18 protein-coding genes and 1 tRNA gene are annotated in these 19,057 nt (G+C 56.3%); 18 read left to right on the forward strand and 1 reads right to left on the reverse strand.

The genetic code is table 11. The features are described 5' to 3' along the window. Nucleotides 1-145: 145 nt before the first annotated feature. From msrP to fis, 15 genes are all read left to right on the forward strand, one after another. Complete coding sequence (gene msrP, locus ACYF6X_RS21880; RefSeq protein WP_063988555.1) at nt 146-1,147, forward strand: protein-methionine-sulfoxide reductase catalytic subunit MsrP; 1,002 nt, start codon at nt 146-148, stop codon at nt 1,145-1,147. Beyond that, on the forward strand, nt 1,148-1,747 hold the full coding sequence (gene msrQ, locus ACYF6X_RS21885; RefSeq protein WP_016930241.1) for a protein-methionine-sulfoxide reductase heme-binding subunit MsrQ: 600 nt from the start codon (nt 1,148-1,150) through the stop codon (nt 1,745-1,747). A gap of 287 nt (nt 1,748-2,034) precedes the next feature. Continuing rightward, nucleotides 2,035-2,487 carry a type II 3-dehydroquinate dehydratase gene (gene aroQ / locus ACYF6X_RS21890; protein WP_004936891.1) on the forward strand — a complete coding sequence of 151 codons (453 nt, stop codon included), beginning with the start codon at nt 2,035-2,037 and terminating at the stop codon, nt 2,485-2,487. A 32-nt stretch (nt 2,488-2,519) separates the two neighbouring features. After that, complete coding sequence (gene accB / locus ACYF6X_RS21895) at nt 2,520-2,987, forward strand: acetyl-CoA carboxylase biotin carboxyl carrier protein (protein WP_038879746.1); 468 nt, start codon at nt 2,520-2,522, stop codon at nt 2,985-2,987. 12 nt (nt 2,988-2,999) lie between these two features. Further along, nucleotides 3,000-4,349 (forward strand): acetyl-CoA carboxylase biotin carboxylase subunit, encoded by a 1,350-nt coding sequence (gene accC / locus ACYF6X_RS21900; protein ID WP_004936886.1) that lies wholly within the window; start codon nt 3,000-3,002, stop codon nt 4,347-4,349. A 418-nt stretch (nt 4,350-4,767) separates the two neighbouring features. Further along, nucleotides 4,768-5,835 carry a cupin domain-containing protein gene (locus ACYF6X_RS21905; protein WP_130017707.1) on the forward strand — a complete coding sequence of 356 codons (1,068 nt, stop codon included), beginning with the start codon at nt 4,768-4,770 and terminating at the stop codon, nt 5,833-5,835. A 25-nt stretch (nt 5,836-5,860) separates the two neighbouring features. After that, nucleotides 5,861-6,814, forward strand: coding sequence for a lactate/malate family dehydrogenase (locus ACYF6X_RS21910; protein WP_130017706.1), 954 nt, complete (start codon nt 5,861-5,863; stop codon nt 6,812-6,814). A gap of 158 nt (nt 6,815-6,972) precedes the next feature. After that, nucleotides 6,973-9,045, forward strand: a complete 2,073-nt coding sequence (locus ACYF6X_RS21915) for a coiled-coil domain-containing protein (RefSeq protein ID WP_460924635.1) — start codon at nt 6,973-6,975, stop codon at nt 9,043-9,045. A gap of 47 nt (nt 9,046-9,092) precedes the next feature. Next, nucleotides 9,093-10,298, forward strand: coding sequence for an MDR family MFS transporter (locus ACYF6X_RS21920; protein WP_107227103.1), 1,206 nt, complete (start codon nt 9,093-9,095; stop codon nt 10,296-10,298). A 195-nt stretch (nt 10,299-10,493) separates the two neighbouring features. Further along, nucleotides 10,494-10,570: transfer RNA gene (locus ACYF6X_RS21925), tRNA-OTHER, on the forward strand. 219 nt (nt 10,571-10,789) lie between these two features. Then, on the forward strand, nt 10,790-11,032 hold the full coding sequence (locus ACYF6X_RS21930) for a YhdT family protein (RefSeq protein ID WP_004936865.1): 243 nt from the start codon (nt 10,790-10,792) through the stop codon (nt 11,030-11,032). Further along, nucleotides 11,022-12,467, forward strand: a complete 1,446-nt coding sequence (gene panF / locus ACYF6X_RS21935) for a sodium/pantothenate symporter (RefSeq protein ID WP_130017704.1) — start codon at nt 11,022-11,024, stop codon at nt 12,465-12,467. Before ACYF6X_RS21930 ends, panF begins: the two co-directional genes overlap by 11 nt. Nucleotides 12,468-12,478: 11 nt before the next feature. Beyond that, complete coding sequence (gene prmA, locus ACYF6X_RS21940) at nt 12,479-13,360, forward strand: 50S ribosomal protein L11 methyltransferase (RefSeq protein ID WP_063988549.1); 882 nt, start codon at nt 12,479-12,481, stop codon at nt 13,358-13,360. Nucleotides 13,361-13,753: 393 nt separating this feature from the next. Beyond that, nucleotides 13,754-14,758, forward strand: a complete 1,005-nt coding sequence (dusB, locus tag ACYF6X_RS21945; protein ID WP_063988548.1) for a tRNA dihydrouridine synthase DusB — start codon at nt 13,754-13,756, stop codon at nt 14,756-14,758. Further along, nucleotides 14,740-15,036 (forward strand): DNA-binding transcriptional regulator Fis, encoded by a 297-nt coding sequence (gene fis, locus ACYF6X_RS21950; RefSeq protein ID WP_000462905.1) that lies wholly within the window; start codon nt 14,740-14,742, stop codon nt 15,034-15,036. The genes dusB and fis overlap by 19 nt, the downstream gene beginning before the upstream one ends. Nucleotides 15,037-15,486: 450 nt before the next feature. On the opposite strand, the gene ACYF6X_RS21955 is transcribed toward fis, so the two are convergent. Next, nucleotides 15,487-15,828, reverse strand: a complete 342-nt coding sequence (locus tag ACYF6X_RS21955; protein ID WP_016930249.1) for a hypothetical protein — start codon at nt 15,826-15,828, stop codon at nt 15,487-15,489. 247 nt (nt 15,829-16,075) lie between these two features. Here ACYF6X_RS21955 and lpxO point away from each other — a divergent pair, with 247 nt between their 5' ends. From lpxO to ACYF6X_RS21970, 3 genes are all read left to right on the forward strand, one after another. Continuing rightward, complete coding sequence (lpxO, locus tag ACYF6X_RS21960; protein WP_107227105.1) at nt 16,076-16,981, forward strand: lipid A hydroxylase LpxO; 906 nt, start codon at nt 16,076-16,078, stop codon at nt 16,979-16,981. A gap of 301 nt (nt 16,982-17,282) precedes the next feature. Further along, a complete protein-coding gene (gene lpxP, locus ACYF6X_RS21965; RefSeq protein WP_063988546.1) occupies nt 17,283-18,203 on the forward strand; it encodes a kdo(2)-lipid IV(A) palmitoleoyltransferase in 921 nt (306 codons plus the stop codon). Between the two features lie 114 nt (nt 18,204-18,317). Next, the gene (locus ACYF6X_RS21970; RefSeq protein ID WP_172837458.1) at nt 18,318-19,016 is read left to right on the forward strand and encodes a CTP synthase C-terminal region-related (seleno)protein; all 699 of its coding nucleotides are present in this window, start codon (nt 18,318-18,320) and stop codon (nt 19,014-19,016) included. The last annotated feature ends 41 nt before the right edge of the window (nt 19,017-19,057 follow it).

Below are 19,057 nucleotides of genomic sequence, written 5' to 3' on the forward strand. Positions count from 1 at the left end.
CGGCGACGGGGGGATCGCTCGCTTCTGCGAAATTTCATATTTTCCCGCGTCCCCTCGCTTCCGGCCGGCTTTAGCGCCATGCTTATTTCATGGAGACCCGTTAGCCGCTCGCAGGCGGCGGGAATCAGTCGCGGAGAGCATAAGCATGAACAAACACCCGAAATTGACCGAAGCCGACGTCACGCCGGAGAGCGTGTTTCACCAGCGGCGCAAAGTGCTGCAGGCGCTCGGCATCACCGCCGCTACGCTGGCGCTGCCTACCAGTGCGCGGGCGGACCTGCTGTCGTGGTTCAAAGGCAACGATCGCCCCAAGGCGCCGCCGGGCAAAGCGCTGGCATTCAGCAAACCGGCCGCCTGGCAGGCGCAGCTGGCGATGACGCCGGAAGACAAGGTCACCGGCTACAACAACTTCTATGAATTCGGCCTCGACAAAGCCGATCCGGCCGCCAACGCCGGCGGGCTGAAAACCGAAGGCTGGAAAGTGCGCATCGACGGCGAAGTGGCAAAGCCGATAACGCTGGATATCGACGATCTGATGAAGCGTTTCCCGCTGGAACAGCGCATTTACCGCATGCGCTGCGTCGAAGCCTGGTCGATGGTGGTGCCGTGGATCGGTTTCGAACTGGGCAAGCTTATCAAGCTGGCCGAACCGAACAGCAACGCGCGCTACGTGGCCTTCCAGACGCTGTACGATCCGGAGCAGATGCCCGGCCAGAAAGATCGCTTTATCGGCGGCGGCCTGAAATATCCCTACGTCGAAGGGCTGCGGCTGGACGAGGCGATGCATCCGCTGGCACTGCTGACCGTCGGCGTGTACGGCAAAACCCTGCCGCCGCAAAACGGCGCGCCGCTGCGGCTGATCACGCCGTGGAAATACGGCTTCAAAGGCATCAAATCGATCGTGCATATCCGTTTGGTGCGCGATCAGCCGCCGACCACCTGGAACCAATCCGCGCCGAACGAGTACGGTTTTTACGCCAACGTGAACCCGCACGTCGATCATCCGCGCTGGTCGCAGGCCACCGAGCGCTTCATCGGCTCCGGCGGCATTCTCGACGTCAAACGCCAACCGACGCTGCTGTTCAATGGCTATGCCGATCAGGTGGCTTCGCTGTATCACGGCATGGATCTGCGGGAGAATTTCTAAGTGCGCCTGACGCCTGTTCATATCAAATGGCTGAAAGCCGCCCTGCATCTGGCGGCGTTTCTGCCCTTTCTCTGGCTGGTGCTGGCGGTGGATCAAGGCTGGTTCAGCGCCGATCCGTCCAAGGACATTCAGCATTTTACCGGCAGAATGACGCTGAAACTGCTGCTGGCCACGCTGGCTATCGCCCCGCTGGCGCGCTACGCCCGCCAGCCGCTGCTGATCCGCTGCCGCCGTCTGGTGGGGCTGTGGTGCTTTGCCTGGGGCACGCTGCACCTGATAAGCTACTCCACGCTGGAGCTGGGGCTGAGCAATCTCGGCCTGCTGGGCAGCGAGCTGGTGAACCGCCCTTATCTGACGCTCGGCATCCTCACCTGGCTGATCCTGCTGGCGTTGGCGGCCACCTCGACGCTGTGGGCGATGCGCAAACTGGGCGCCAAATGGCAAACATTGCACAACTTCGTCTATCTGGCGGCGATCCTCGCCCCCATCCACTACCTGTGGTCGGTCAAAACGTTTTCCCCCCAGCCGTTCATTTACGCGCTGCTGGCGGTGGCGCTGTTGGGCCTGCGCTACAAGAAATTCCGCGCCTGGTGGCGCTGAATCGCGCGGCGGCGCGTGTTATTGTCGCGGAAAAACACCCGCCGCCGGCCGGAACTTTTTCTGTGTTCCAGCGCTCATATTCCTGTCACGGATCCCCAAGTTCGTCGATTTGGGGTTGAATATCTTCGCTGATAAGACCAGTATTTAGCTGCGAATTGCTACGATATCGTTATAATGCCCGACCTTGTTTCTGTTCTCAGGGTGAATTTGCCCCTTAACAGGTGACAAATCGATAACATCGGGTTATTTTCTACGATGATGGTTTTATTGCCGGAGATACCAGCACAATGGCGGATAAGTTTCACATTTTGCTTCTGAACGGCCCCAATCTCAATCTGCTGGGGACGCGTGAGCCGGAGAAGTACGGCAGCACGACGCTGACAGAGATTGTTAACGGATTGGAAAACCAGGCATCCGCATTGGATATTACCCTGAGCCATCTGCAATCCAACGCCGAGCATCAGCTGATCGATCGCATTCATCAGGCGCGCGGCAACACCGATTTCATTCTGATAAACCCGGCGGCGTTCACGCATACCAGCGTGGCGCTGCGCGATGCGTTGCTGGCGGTGCAGATCCCGTTCATCGAGATCCACCTGTCCAACGTGCACGCCCGCGAACCTTTCCGCCATCACTCTTATCTCTCGGACGTAGCGGTAGGCGTGATTTGCGGCCTCGGCGCGGATGGCTACGCTTTCGCTTTACAGGCAGCGGTTAACCGTCTGTCGAAAACCCACTAATTGCTCCACAAAAAGAGTACGGAATCACACTCATGGATATTCGTAAAATCAAGAAACTGATCGAACTGGTTGAAGAATCAGGTATTTCTGAACTGGAAATCTCTGAAGGCGAAGAATCGGTTCGCATCAGCCGTGCCGCACCGGCGCAGGCTTACCCCGTCATGCAGCAGGCCTACGCGATGCCGGCGCAGCAGCAGCCGGCCCTGGCTGCCGCCGTTGCCACCGCACCTGCGGCAGAAACCCCTGCGGCACCGGCGGCCATGAGTGGCCACGTCGTTCGTTCTCCAATGGTAGGCACCTTCTACCGCACCCCAAGCCCGGACGCGAAAGCCTTCGTGGAGGTGGGCCAGAAAGTGAACGCCGGCGATACCCTGTGCATCGTTGAAGCCATGAAAATGATGAACCAGATCGAAGCCGACAAGTCCGGCGTCGTGAAAGCTATCCTGGTGGAAAACGGCCAGCCGGTCGAATATGACGAGCCGCTGGTCGTCATCGAATAACGAGGCGCCCCCATGCTTGATAAAATTGTTATCGCCAACCGCGGCGAGATCGCGCTTCGCATCCTGCGTGCCTGTAAAGAACTGGGCATCAAGACCGTTGCGGTTCACTCCGCGGCCGACCGCGATCTGAAACACGTGCTGCTGGCCGACGAGACCGTCTGCATCGGTCCTGCGCCATCGGTAAAAAGCTATCTGAACATCCCGGCCATCATCTCGGCGGCGGAAATCACCGGCGCCGTGGCGATCCACCCAGGCTACGGCTTCCTGTCCGAGAACGCCGACTTCGCCGAGCAGGTTGAACGCTCCGGCTTCATCTTCATCGGCCCGAAAGCCGAAACCATCCGCCTGATGGGCGACAAGGTTTCCGCGATCAACGCCATGAAGAAAGCCGGCGTGCCTTGCGTACCTGGCTCTGACGGCCCGCTGACCGACGACATGGATAAAAACCGTGCCTTCGCCAAGCGCATCGGTTACCCGGTGATCATCAAGGCGTCCGGCGGCGGCGGCGGTCGCGGCATGCGCGTCGTGCGCAGCGACAAAGACCTTGAGCAGTCCATCAACATGACGAAAGCGGAAGCCAAAGCGGCTTTCAACAACGACATGGTGTACATGGAAAAATACCTGGAGAATCCGCGCCACATCGAGATTCAGGTATTGGCCGACGGCCAGGGCAACGCCATCTATCTGGCCGAACGCGACTGCTCCATGCAGCGCCGCCACCAGAAAGTGGTAGAAGAAGCGCCGGCACCAGGCATCACCAGCGAAATGCGCCGTTACATCGGCGAGCGCTGCTCGAAAGCCTGCGTGGAAATCGGCTACCGCGGTGCGGGCACCTTCGAGTTCCTGTATGAAAACGGCGAGTTCTATTTCATCGAAATGAACACCCGTATTCAGGTAGAGCACCCGGTTACCGAAATGATCACCGGCGTGGATCTGATCAAAGAGCAGCTGCGCATCGCTGCCGGTCAGCCGCTGTCGATCAAACAGGAAGAAGTGAAGATCCACGGCCACGCGGTAGAATGCCGTATCAACGCCGAAGATCCGAACACCTTCCTGCCGAGCCCGGGCAAGATCACCCGCTTCCACGCGCCAGGCGGTTTCGGCGTGCGTTGGGAATCTCATATCTACGCCGGTTATACCGTACCGCCGTACTATGACTCCATGATCGGCAAACTGATCACCTTCGGCGAAAACCGTGACGTGGCGATTGCCCGCATGAAAAACGCCCTGGCTGAACTGATCATCGACGGCATCAAAACCAACGTTGAGCTGCAGCAGAAAATCATGAACGACGAAAACTTCCAGCACGGTGGCACCAACATCCACTATCTGGAGAAGAAGCTGGGTCTGCAGGAAACCTGAGCAGGTACGCAGCATCGTCTGACGAAAGGCCGGTTAATCACCGGCCTTTTTCTTTTCTCGCGCCCGCCTGATTTTTTCGTTCAACCGCGCAAAATAGAATCAAATCTTCACAGATAACTTTATCTTCACATTTATCTAGCCCCCCACTCGCCTCACCACATAAAACATAACCAATTGTTTTTAAACAAAAAATAATGAACTCTTAGCTTAAAAATAAATATTATCAAGGAAAAAACCCAATCCCTCGCATTTTCACATGCCATAAGCTTTAACAAAATTAACGTATTAATTACAAAGCTTGACCCCGATCACATCCGCTCGGTGATAGCCCGTGCTATTGTCGCCGTCGATCGAATGCAGCGCGCTCTTTTTCTCTTTTTATTTATCCTTTTTATTGACTTAGATGAGTAATGTCTTAATGAGCCATGTAACTGAATACGACCGTAAGCCCGTGTTTTCCCAGTACCACCGTGCTGACATGGAAACCATAAAAAGCATTAAGGAAAACGGGATTGAGAAGCTTTTGGGTGAAGTGAAGAATTTCCGCGCCAATGAGGAAATGAACCGCTTTATTCCCGAACAGGCACGCCTGGCAGTAAGCTGGGTGCGTCTGGCGAAAAACGAAAAGCTGGATGTGCATGTTCATCCAATATCTTCGCTGTATATCATTTGTGAAGGGGAAGCGATCCTGCTGGGAGACGGCGTTGACCGCCGGGCCGTTCCAGGCGATGTTATCTGCATTCCGCCAGGCGCGGATCACGGCTTCATCGGCGCGGGCGACAACGGCTACTGGGGGCTGTCAATCCAGTTTGAGGAGCGCGGGCTCTATGAAGATCCAAGCAAGCCACTGGTGACTTTCGATCAAGATCCCTACGCTTACTACCATCAGCTTAAAGCGCATAACGCCCGCTACATCGAGCGCTACCAGGACAACAAGATCTTTACCGCATTCGTCAAGGATAAAACCTTCTCCGAGGCGAAAAAATCCTTGTTCCTGGACTACCTGCAGATCCTGTCCGATCAGTTCCAAAAAATGGTGCTGCTGCGTAGCGCACTGTGTGAAGACGTTCGCTTCTCACGTTTCTTCAGTGAGCATCTGAAAGAAGAATTCGGCCATGACGAGGTGCTGCGCAACAGCCGCGACAACCTCCAAGTTCGCGAAGACGCGATCTTTGAAGCACTGTGCATCTGGTTCAACCACCAGATGATCACGCTGGATAATCTGGAACAGGCTATCCTGGTGCACTTTGTCATCGAAGGTTCGGCTTTCGTTTTCTATAACAACATCAAACACGTGTTCGATCCGAGCAAACAGAACCATTTCGAGGATCACTCCGAATTCGATGGCGATCATCAGGAAGTGGATAAAGCGTTCTTCAAGGGGATGACCGAAGAACAATTCCAGCGTGTCAAAGCCGTACTCGATAAAGGGTGGAGTATGGTTGAGAAGCAGTATGCAAGACTGGCCGAACTGATCGAAGCATAAGCCGGGCAGGCCATCAGGAGCGGTCATGAAAATTGTTTTATTGGGATTCGGCGGCATTGGGCAAGAGACGCTAAACGCGCTGTTAAGTACGACCGAGCGACGTGGCAGCGTCAATGAAGTCGTGATCATCTGCCGAAATACCGAAAAGTATTCAGCCGTTTGCGAAGATATTCTTGATGGCCTGCTGGCGGAAGCGCTCTTCTCACGCCATAACCGAACGTCTTTACCCAAGATTGTTGTGACGGATGACTACCGCCACATCGACGGGGCTGACGTGATCCTCTGTTGCTATGGCGTGCCTTCAACCTTTCCGATGCATGACCGCCAGGCGTTGCTGGACGATCACGTACGGCTCAGCGAGGCCATTTTTAGCCGAGCCAAACCCTTCATTGCTCCCGGTTGTCACATCATCAATGCGGTCAATCCGGTGGATAGCATCAGCTATTACATCGATAAAATCCTGCTCGACTCTCGCTGCCGGGTGATAGGTATCGGCGCCGCGCACAACACCGCCAGGCTGCTGAAAAGCATCTGCCGCATTTCCGGGATCGACATGCAGCGCATCGACGCGCGTAGCCTGACGGTCTGCGGCGAGCACGGCGCCGGATTGGTGCCCTTGCTCAGCCAGGTAACAACCGACGAGGGGCCGCTGAACCAGGTACTTTCGGCACAGGCGCTGGCGCAAATCGTCACCGATACCCGCAATCAAGGGTTGGACATATTTCACAAAATGCGGCGCCCTCCTAAATATGGCCCGGCCGCCTCCATTCTTATCTTGCTTGAGCGCATCATCCAACGGGACGAAACCCCCTGCTGCGGTTCGGTCTGGCTGCCGGAACTGGGCGTGTTCATGTCCTGGCCGCTGGCTCTGCGCGACGACGTCTTTACGCCGCTGTCGCTGATGCCCAATCAGGATGAACAACAACAAATCCACCAGGCGGCGCTCAAGTTAAAAAACATCATCCAAGGTTTTAGCTGATGACGACCGATCAAACCAGACAGATTTTCCGCGATCTCTACATGCCGTTACGCCCTGAGTATCGCTTTCTTTCGCCACTGTACGGGGTGATCTGGTGCCACAACGAACTCGCGGAAAAGTATTACCGTTTTCTTGGCGCCGATCACCCGATCGGCCAGGTGGCGCGCGCGTTGTTCTACCGCACTGACCTGGTCGAGTTTGACGTAAGCAAAGAGGTGAAGAACCCGTTCACCTGGTTTTCCCCCGCCACCCTTGCACGGCTGGTGGCTTTCATGAGCAGCCGGCGTTTCACCGACAATGATATCGCCTCGTTATATCAGCATGTACGAGATGAAACGGACTTTCACGATGCCATTGAGCAGCAACATCGGCTTTCTGTGCAAATACGCCGGCTGTGCGACAGCGTGCTGCAACAATTCGAGGACACAAAAGCGCAGATCGCCGCCGCGGAGAGCGAAGCGCTCGCCTTAGGCGCTCAGTTGAAAACGCAGGAAAAAGCGCTGAACCAGATCCTGCAACAGGCGGAAAACGCCGTTAAAGCGCAGCAGGCGCCGATCCAACAATGTCGAGCCGCGATCGCCGCGCTAAAAACCGGTAAAAAAGCGCTGGGCAAAAGCGCTGCGGAGAATAAAGAGGCGCAACTGTTGGCGCTCAATGCCGAAATCGCCGAGCTGGAAGCACGCGTGAATGCGGCGCAGCAAGAAGCCGTGCAGCAAGCCGGCCTGTTCCCCGCCTGGCAAAACGCGCTGGCCGCCGTCGAACATGCCCGCCAGCAAAAAGATGAAGCCACCTTGCGCGCCAGCATGCTGGCGGAAAATTTTACCGAAAGCACCGTCGAACGGCTGCAAACCGAGGGATTCAGCGCCGACTTCATCGCATTGCATCTGCCTTTCAACAAGTATCACCGCTATCTGCCGCGACGTGTGCAGGATTACGTCGGTATCCACTGCGCAGATCGCGACAGCTTGCTGGCCGAGTTGCACAACTTATGTCGTTTACTGATCGCGGCCAGCCGCACCGCCGGGCACGACAGGGAGGTGTTTCATTTGCTCAACGCGGCGCTGTGGCTGAAATGCAAGGGTAACTTCGGCAAATTGACCGCCTACATGCAGCAACTGCGGGAGCTGAGCGGGGAGCTGTTCGGCGAAACGGCGACGAGCGAGACGCACTTCCCCGATCGCTGCCATGACTATTACGATCGCGAAGTGTACGGCCGCTATTTTCCGCCGCTGTGCATCACCAAAACCTGCCGCCCCGCGCCGGATTCTGACGTCTCGTTCTCAGATTGCGGGGAGAGTTCGCTGCGCAACTTCATCAATGTCCTGGTGAAAAACCAAGCAAGCGCCCAGCTTGACGCCGGAATACTCAAACGCAGTGGCCTGGCTGTCGATCCGCGCGTCATCGCGTTCTATGAAAAAAACCCTCGTTTGGAAACGATCAGAAGCCAGGAAGTACATAACCAGTGGGCTGAGATTGCCTCATCACTCAATGCGCGCGACAGCCGAATCAAATACCTGACGCCAGGCAAAGACGCCTATTGCGAGTTGGCCGCCGGCGGTAACAACATGCAGCATATGCTGCAAGCGCTATTGGGCGAAGCTGATATCACCACCATTTGCCGCCGAATCGCCTCCTCTTCCGGCATCGATATTCGTTGCGATCTCAGCGAATTCCACCCGGAACGGCACGATCTGGAAGACTTCACCAACGTTGTTCGCCTTGAATTCGACGGCAAATATGTCTTTCACTGGTATTTCCTCAAACAGCATTTCCGCTGCGCTTCGGCAGATCTGTTCAACGAAGAGGAAAATTATGTACGCCAGGCACTCGCCATGCTGAATGACGAGATGAAACAGGGCCGTCTGAATCGCGACCAGTTCCGCGCACTGCTCAGTTTCCATCTGAAAGAGAAGCCCGTGGCGCAAGTCAAAATGATATTCGACAGCCTTGGCGCTATCCTCGTCGGAGATGAAATGACGTTCTTGATGTTGGGTAAATTGAACTCCGTCGATTCCATGTTCGAATACTGCATGAACGTTCTGGCAATTCCAACGCTGGCGCATAGCACGCCAGTCTCGGCGACTGTCGCCGCGATTATTCAAGGCATCAGCCCGCATCCGGTTATCTTCGATCAGCGGAAAAATCTCATCGCGAGGATTAGAGAAGCCGGAGTGACGCCGTTACTCTCTCTGGCTAACCGATGGGAAAAGGAAAGTTTGGAAAAGGTGTAATACACTCGGTTCAACAGACGACGAGCAACATTTAAGGAGAAACCGCCTTGAGGTCAACATTCATCCCTTATTTCCCAAAAGAAATATGGGTTATCTTTATCGGGACGTTTTTGACGCGCGCCTGCTTTTTCATGATTTGGCCATTCATTACCATTCTCATGAGAAATAACTATGCGATGACTCCGGTGGAAATCGGCGTCATGATGAGCGTATCACTTATCGTGTCTATTTCTTTCGGCTATCTCTTCGGTGGCGCATCAGACAAATATGGCCGTCGCACGTTGATTATTCTCGGTGCAATTGCCGCTATCATTTCATTTAGCGTACTTGCGTTGGCCAACTCACCGGCGTGGTATTTTGTCGGTATTTTACTCAATGGCATTTCGCGCTCATTGATCGAACCCGCCAGCAAAGCGGTGATCGGCGATATTCTCCATGACAGGCAAGAGCGAGAACGCGCGTTGAACATTCGCTACTTCCTGATGAACGTGGGCGCAGCCGTAGGCCCATTAGTGGGTGTCGCTCTCGGGCTGACGGCGCAGAAGGCCACCTTCTTCGTCACCGCATTGTCGTTCCTTTGCTATTTGCTGCTGGTGCTCGCGGTATTCAAAGCGGGGCACGGTAAAGAAACGCGCAACGCCACCTTCTCGTTCATTGGCTCTTTGCGGATTATCTGGAACGATCAGGCGTTCAAGGTTTTGGTTGTCGCCAACATTTTGGTGATGCTGGTCTACGGGCAGATCGACGTGACGCTGCCGCAATACCTCATGATCAGCCAGGTGCACAACCCCGAATACCTGCTCAGCGTGCTGATATTCATCAATGCAGCTACGGTGATAACGCTGCAGTATTTCACCGAGCGCTTTACCCGTCGCATGTCATTGGCACTGAAAACCAGCCTGGGCGTGTTCTTTCTCGCGCTTTCACAAATTGTCTTCCTGCTGGTTTCCAGTGAAAGCTGGGTGCTGTGGTTGGTCGCCATGTTCCTGCTCAGCCTCGGCGAAGTCATCCTGTTCCCTACGCTCAATATACAAATTGATCGTATGGCGCCGTCTAACCTAAAAGGGGCTTACTTCGGCGCCGCCACGTTTTACGAATTTGGCTTGGCGCTCGCCCCTTTTGTCGGCGGTTTGCTGTTAAAACAAGGTGGCGGTGGCGCCCTGTATGCCGTGATGTTCTTTTTGTGCATCGGCGTCATCGTTCTTTATACTATTTCAGAAAGAATATCTGAGAAAAGAACGATAACCGCGTGACATTGTTAATCCGCTAATTAACGCCGCCCTTGTTTAAGCGTATTAACGGGGCGGCTTTATCGTGATATTAATCACAGTAAATAAATAGCGAAGGATATGCAGGTTATTATTTAACCTAACGATTTATTTAATAGCAAAAAATAAAAAAATCTATTTACATGAATGATTAGGAGATGTTATAAATTTGTTTATTGCAGGCGTGTAGCTCAGTGGTAGAGCGCTGTGTCATACTTCACAGAGGTCACCTGGTTCGATTCCGGTTGCGCCAACCAATATAAAACCCATTCCTTTCCCATTCTCTTTAATTATTTTTTAATCGAAATAAACCGGCAACAGTTTATATATTTACCCCCCTCTTTTCTTTCCATCACCCCGTTGCGTTCACCGGAAAGGTGAATAATTTATTAGCCAAACGCCGCACATTCCGTACAATCCTGTTCCTTCATCTGTTCTTGTCACAAGCCATCATCGTAAACCTATGGGGGACACTGATGGACAAACGTTTTATTCAGGCGCACCGCGAAGCGCGCTGGGCGCTGGGGCTGACGCTGCTCTACCTGCTGGCCTGGGGACTGGCGGCCTACCTGCCGGACAGCGCTATCGGCGTCACCGGCCTGCCGCATTGGTTCGAAATGGCCTGCTTACTGGTACCACTGCTGTTCATCGGCCTGTGCTGGCTGATGGTACGCACGGTGTTCCGCGACATTTCGCTGGAGGACCGCGATGCAAACTGAAGTGATCCTGCCGCTGATCGCCTACCTGCTGCTGGTGTTCGGCCTGTCGGTGTACGCCTACAGCCGCCGCCAGAGCGGGAATTTCCTCAGCGAATACTTCCTCGGCAACCGCTCGATGGGCGGCTTTGTGCTGGCGATGACCCTGACCGCCACCTACATCAGCGCCAGTTCGTTTATCGGCGGCCCCGGCGCCGCCTACAAATACGGCCTGGGCTGGGTGCTGCTGGCGATGATCCAGCTGCCGGCGGTGTGGCTGTCGCTCGGCGTGCTGGGCAAGAAATTCGCCATCCTGGCGCGGCGCTACAACGCCATCACTCTCAATGACATGCTGTATGGCCGCTACCAAAGCCGCCTGCTGGTGTGGCTGGCCAGCCTCAGCCTGCTGGTGGCGTTCCTCGGCGCCATGACGGTGCAGTTCATCGGCGGCGCCCGCCTGCTGGAGACCGCCGCCGGCATTCCTTACGACACCGGCCTGCTGATCTTCGGCATCAGCATTGCGCTGTACACCGCCTTCGGCGGCTTCCGCGCCAGCGTGCTGAACGACGCCATGCAGGGGCTGGTGATGCTGCTCGGCACCGTGCTGCTGCTGGTGGCGGTGATCCACGCCGCCGGCGGGCTGGACAGCGCGGTGAACAAACTGCAGCAGATCGACCCGGCGCTGGTGTCGCCGCAGGGCGGCGATCAGATCCTCAGCCTGCCGTTTATGGCGTCGTTCTGGATCCTGGTGTGCTTCGGGGTGATTGGCCTGCCGCACACCGCCGTGCGCTGCATTTCTTACAAAGACAGCAAGGCGGTGCATCGCGGCATTCTGCTCGGCACCGTGGTGGTGGCGGTGCTGATGTTCGGCATGCACCTGGCCGGCGCGCTCGGCCGCGCGGTGTTGCCGGATCTCAAGATCCCCGATCAGGTGATCCCGACGCTGATGATCACCGTGTTGCCGCCGTACGCCGCCGGGATCTTTTTGGCGGCGCCGATGGCGGCGATCATGTCGACCATCAATGCCCAACTGCTGCAATCTTCCGCCACCATCATCAAGGATCTCTACCTGGGCGTACGCCCACAGCAGATCCACAACGAGCGGCTGATCAAGCGCTTCTCCAGCCTGACCACGCTGATCCTCGGTCTGCTGGTGCTGCTGGCGGCCTGGCGGCCGCCTGAGATGATCATCTGGCTCAACCTGCTGGCTTTCGGCGGGCTGGAGGCGGTCTTCCTGTGGCCACTGGTGCTGGGCCTGTATTGGGAACGCGCCAATGCTCAGGGAGCGCTTAGCTCAATGCTGTCGGGTGCGGTATGCTATACGCTATTGGCCAGCTTCAACCTGCAACCGGCGGGGCTGCACCCTATCGTGCCTTCGCTGTTGCTCAGCCTGTTGGCGTTTTATCTCGGTAACGTCGTCGGCGAAAAGCGCCGGGCGTCGTCATCATTACCCTCTTGAAGAGAATTGCTATGCCTTGGATCCAACTCAAACTGAACACCACCGGCAGCCAGGCGGAAGACCTGAGCGACGCGCTGGTGGAAAGCGGCGCCGTGTCGGTGACCTTCCAGGACACCCACGACAACCCGGTGTTCGAACCCTTGCCGGGTGAAACCCTGCTGTGGGGCGATACCGACGTGATCGGCCTGTACGACGCGGAAACCGATATGGCCGAGGTGGTGGCGATGCTGGAACAGCACCCGCTGCTGGGCGCCGGTTTCCGCCACAAGATAGAACAGCTGGAAGACAAGGACTGGGAGCGCGAATGGATGGACAACTTCCACCCGATGCGCTTCGGCGAGCGCTTGTGGATCTGCCCGAGCTGGCGCGACGTACCGGATCCCGACGCGGTCAACGTGATGCTCGATCCGGGCCTGGCGTTCGGCACCGGCACCCACCCGACCACCGCGCTGTGCCTGCAGTGGTTGGACGGCCTCGATCTGGCCGGCAAAACCGTTATCGACTTCGGTTGCGGTTCCGGCATCCTGGCAATCGCCGCCCTGAAGCTGGGTGCGGCGCGCGCTATCGGCATCGACATCGATCCCCAGGCCATTCAGGCCAGCCGCGACAACGCGCAGCGTAACGGCGTTTCAGAGCGTCTGGAACTGTATCTGCCGAAAGACCAGCCGGCGGACCTGCTGGCGGACGTGGTGGTCGCCAACATCCTTGCCGGCCCACTGCGCGAGCTGGCGCCGCTGATCGGTTGCCTGCCGAAGGCCGGCGGTCATCTGGGGCTGTCCGGCGTGCTGGCCAGCCAGGCGAGCAGCGTTGCGCAAGCCTACGAAGAGCAGTTCACGCTCGATCCGGTCGCCGAGCGCGAAGAATGGTGCCGCATCACCGGCCGCCGCAAGTAAGCGCCACGGTCTATTGCCCCCTCATCCACCGGCCCAGCGCCGGTGGATTTTTTTTGTCCGGCGATCGGCCCGCGGGCGAGACAAAATTTTATGCAATTTTTCGCCGCTCAACGACGGATCGCCCTGACAATGCGCCTTCCAGGCAGGCTATTTCGGCAAAAAACGCAGGTGAATGCAGATAATATTCTGCGCAAAGGCGAATATTTTTCCGCACACAAAATAAGCACTTTTCGTCAACTTATTGTAAAATATATATAATATTTTTATGAAACACTGCGTAGCGCATTTTTCGTCCTAATATCGGGCCAATTGGTTAAAGTTTGGCCTTTCATCTCGGCGCAAAAATGCGTAATATACGCGCCCTTGCGGACACAGTATGGTCACTCTTTGTCTATGCGCATTGGACACCACCAGCTTACTAATTGCCTGATTGCGGCCCCGATGGCCGGTATTACAGATCGCCCGTTCAGAACCCTCTGTCATGCAATGGGTGCTGGGATGGCTGTATCCGAAATGCTCTCCTCCAACCCGGAGGTGTGGCGGACGGATAAGTCGCGTCTGCGTATGGTGCATAGCGATGAACCAGGGATCCGATCCGTGCAGATTGCCGGATGCGATCCTGATGATATGGCCGCCGCCGCGCGTATCAACGTGGCCAGCGGCGCGCAGATCATCGACATCAATATGGGATGCCCGGCCAAAAAAGTGAACCGGAAGCTTGCCGGGTCCGCTTTGTTGCAGTACCCGGATCTGGTTAAACGGATCCTCCACGCGGTGGTTGACGCAGTGGATGTGCCGGTAACGCTGAAGATTCGCACCGGCTGGGCGCCAGAACATCGTAACTGTGTAGAGATTGCCCAACTGGCCGAAAACTGTGGTATTCAGGCTCTGACGATTCACGGCCGAACCCGCGCCTGTCTGTTTAACGGCAACGCGGAATACGACAGCATTCGGGCAGTTAAGCAGAGTGTTTCCATTCCGATTATCGCGAATGGGGATATTACTGACCCGCATAAAGCCAGAGCAGTGCTTGACTACACCGGGGCCGATGCCCTGATGATAGGCCGCGCTGCTCAGGGGAGACCCTGGATCTTCCGGGAAATCCAGCATTATCTGGACACTGGGGAGTTGCTGCCGCCGCTGCCGCTTGGCGAGGTGAAGCGCTTGTTGATTGGGCACATTCGGGAATTGCACGGCTTCTATGGCCAAGGCAAGGGATTCCGGATTGCTCGTAAGCACGTGTCCTGGTATCTCCAGGAACACGCTCCGAATGACCAGTTTCGGCGCACATTCAACGCCATAGAGGATGCCAGCGAACAGCTGGAGGCGTTGGAGGCATATTTCGAAAATCTTAGCGTAAAAAAAGAGCTGACAGAACTATGTTCGAACAACGCGTAAATTCTGACGTACTGACCGTTTCTACCGTTAACTCACAAGATCAGGTGACTCAAAAGCCTCTGCGTGACTCGGTTAAACAAGCACTGAAGAACTATTTTGCTCAACTGAACGGTCAAGACGTAAATGACCTGTATGAGCTGGTACTGGCTGAAGTTGAACAGCCACTGTTGGACATGGTGATGCAATACACCCGTGGCAACCAGACCCGCGCAGCCCTGATGATGGGCATCAACCGCGGCACGCTGCGCAAGAAGCTGAAAAAATACGGCATGAACTGATACTAGTCAGTTAACGTGTTGAAAAGGCGCTTTATCTCATTTGATAAGCGCCTTTTTCTTTTTCTGGCTTGTGCCTACATTGGCGGGGCTTTACGCGGAATGCGCTTATCAATATACCCGGCAATGAAATAGCAAATACCCGCCACGCCCGCGATCATCACGTAGCGCTTCCACCCGTCCAACGCTACACCCAGGCTATCCAGCCCGCTCAACACCACAAACACCAACAGACCCAAGATAACCGATGCTCTGCCTGTCCAGGTGGGTGAGGGTGTCAATAAACGCCTTATCCAATAGGGCCTCATAGGGCTTCCTTCTTACTTGCGACGGAGTCGCCAATCGATGAAGGATACTCTCATGTTTTAATCAGGGCGACAAAGCGCGGTATCGGCTCTGGATTGCAGGCAATAAAAAAGGCCGCTACGCGGCCTTGGGGTAAAAGCGGAGACCTTACTCGGTCGCTTTGTTCTTGAGGCTTTCCGCCCCTTGCTTGGTCTTGTCCCAAGCCTTCTCCGTACCCTGTTTGGTGGAGTGCCAGGCCTTTTGCGAGCCTTCGCTCACTTTGCTGCCGACGCTGTCGCTTTTGCCTTCGGCGGCGTGTTTGGCTTTCAGCTTCAGCTCCTCACCCTTGTCCTGAGACTGGTGCAACTTTTCTTTGGCGGTATCCGCCCCTTTGTGCGCTTCGGCAACGACCTCGTTGCTGGCGTGGGCGGCGGTGTCGGTCGCGGTTTCAGCGGCGAACACCGGGGAAGCGAGCAGCAGTGCAGACAAGGCAATGATTGATTTCTTCATAAGTCCCTCTTTTCTCAAATACGTGCCATTCGTTATGAAACAAGATGGCATGAAACGCCCCTTGAACGATTTAAGAATAGGACTAAAACCAAAAAAATCGATATAAAATTTTATTACCAATATTTTTATTGATTTTTTATGCCACCAAGCAGCATGAGCGGGAAAGCGCACGAAAAAGTTAAATTTTTCCTGTCACAAAACTATAATTTGTACGAATTTTTAACAAGCACCAACAGGGATGGATTCTATGGTTGCCGCGATCATTATCGGCATTTTTATCATCAGCTTCCTCTACGCCCACTCCCGCGGCAAAGAGAAACAAAAGCTTACCCGCCAACTGTTCGATCACTCCACCTTTATGGGGCCGATCAACATGTTTATGACCGGCTTCTCCCGCTTGCCCGCCAAACAGCCCTACTTCGACGAAAAAGGCTTCCCGGAGCTGCAGACGCTGACCGACAACTGGCAGGTGATCCGCGAGGAAGCGGTACGCCTGCAGGATCACATCAAAAAGGCGCAGTCGCACAACGACGCAGGGTTCAACACTTTCTTTAAGCGCGGCTGGAAACGTTTCTATCTGAAATGGTACAGCGACAGCCACCCTTCGGCGCAGACGCTGTGCCCAAAAACCGTCGCGCTGCTCAACCGCATCCCGTCGGTCAAGGCGGCGATGTTCGCCGAGCTGCCGCCCGGCAGCCATTTGGGTAAACACCGCGATCCTTACGCCGGTTCGGTGCGCTATCACCTGGGGCTGATGACGCCCAACGACGACCGCTGCTTCATCGAGGTGGACGGCGAGCAGCACAGCTGGCGCGACGGCGAGGCGGTGATCTTTGACGAAACCTACGTGCACTGGGCACAAAACGCCACCGATCAGACGCGCATCATTCTGTTTTGCGACGTCGAACGGCCGATGAAATGGCGCTGGGCGCAGGCGGTCAACCACTGGGTCGGCGCCACGCTGATGTCGGCGGCCAGCTCGCCGAACGACGATCAGGATCGCACCGGCGGCATCAACCGCATCTTCAAGTACGTCAACGCGGTGCGCGATGCCGGCCAACGCCTGAAGGCGCGCAACCGCCGCGGTTACTACCTGCTGAAGTGGCTGGCGATCGCCGCCATTTTCGCCGCGATTATCATTCCCAGCCTATAAAACGAGCCAATCATCAACTCAGGGGCAACGCGAATGAGAATATTCGCATGCCCCTCTTCCGCCACACCCCGTACCCTGTGTTAACATACACGTTCCTAGAGCCGCCTCCGCTGGCCAACAGCTATCCCTCCGAAGCCTGATAGCAGCGCAAACCGCCCTTCGAATGTAAATGTTTAGTCAATTATGGAATTCCGACTAAACCCTGGCCGTACTTGGGTGTCTGAGTAGTCGTATCGCTATCGAGTGGAACCTTTATGCGTTACAGCTTGCTGCCCCCCTTTAACGTATAAAAAGAGTTTCTATGAAATCAGCCAAAGCATTTCAACTGGCCTTGCTGCACCCGCGCTACTGGCTCACCTGGTTCGGTCTCGCCCTGCTGTTCCTGCTGGTCCAGCTCCCCTACCCGTTGCTCAATCGGCTGGGAGTGTGGATGGGGCGCACTTCGATGCGATTTCTCAAACGCCGCGTCACCATCACCCGTCGCAACCTCGAGCTGTGCTTCCCCGAGATGGACGAAGCGCAGCGTGAGCGCAAGGTGGTGGGCAACTTCGAATCGCTCGGCATGGGCCTGTTGGAAACTGGCATGGCCTGGTTCTGGTCGGATAAACGCGTCAAGCGCTGGTTCAACGTCTCCGGCATCAACCACCTCAAAATGGCGCAGCGCGACGATCGCGGCGTGCTGGTGATCGGCGTGCACTTTATGTCGCTGGAGCTGGGCGGCCGGGCAATGGGTCTGTGCCAGCCGATGATGGCGATGTACCGTCCGCACAACAACAAGGCGATGGAGTGGGCGCAGACCAAGGGTCGCATGCGCTCCAACAAGGCGATGATCGATCGCAAGGATCTGCGCGGTATGGTGCACGCGCTCAAGCGCGGCGAGGCGGTATGGTTCGCGCCCGATCAGGACTACGGCCCGCGCGGCAGCGTATTCGCCCCGCTGTTCGCCGTCGATCAGGCCGCTACCACCAGCGGCACCTTCATGCTGGCACGCATGGCCAACCCGGCGCTGGTGCCGGTGGTGCTGATCCGCCGCGAACGTGGCCGCGGCTACGACCTGCTGATCCAGCCTGCCCTGGAAGACTATCCGCTCAGCGACGAACAGGCGGCGGCGGCTTACATGAACAAAGTGATCGAGAAAGAGATCATGCGGGCGCCGGAGCAATACATGTGGCTGCACCGCCGCTTCAAAACCCGACCGGCCGGTGCGCCCTCGCTGTACTGACCCTCTTTTTTTCAGCCCGGCCACGCCGGGCTTTTTTGTGCGCCACGTTTAAAAAGCGGCGGCTCGACACTCTACTTTCCTGTAATCTCCTTTTTTACCCGCACAGGAAAGGAAATGATGAAAGCTCAAGTTCGCATTGCTCTGGTCGGTGATTACAACCCGCAAGCCGTGGCCCATCAGGCCATCCCCGTGGCGCTCCAGCTCGCCGCCGCCCATCTCGACATCGACGTGCAGCCCCAGTGGCTACCGACCGACACCCTGACCGCCCCCGAAACGCTGCAAAATTTCGACGCCATCTGGGTGGTGCCGGGCAGCCCGTATCGTTACGACGACGGCGCCTTTATGGCGATCCGTCATGCGCGGGAAAACGACGTGCCGTTCCTCGGCTCCTGCGGCGGTTTTCAATACGCCATCGTCGAATACGCCCGCAACGTGATGGGCTGGCACGACGCCGGTCATGCGGAAACCGACAGCGGCGGCCGGTTGGTGATCGCCCCGCTGAGCTGCTCGCTGGTGGAAAAAACCGGCGACATCGTTTTTCAGCCCGAGACCCGCGTCGCGCAGGCCTACGGCAGCCTGAACACCCATGAAGGCTACCACTGCAACTTCGGCGTGAATCCGGAGTTCGTCGCCGATCTTGAGCGCTTCCCGCTGATGATCAGCGGCCACGACACCGAAGGCGACGTGCGCGCCATCGAACTGCCGGGCCGGCGTTTTTATGTCGCCACGCTGTTCCAGTCGGAACGCGCCGCGCTGCGCGGCGAGCTTTCACCGCTGGTGGTGGAACTCGTCAAAACCGCCGCCAACGGGTAAAAAAAAAGCCCTCTTGCGAGGGCTTCATTGACAAGCAACGC

It is taken from the genome of Serratia sp. ID 25-353 (assembly GCF_054792795.1).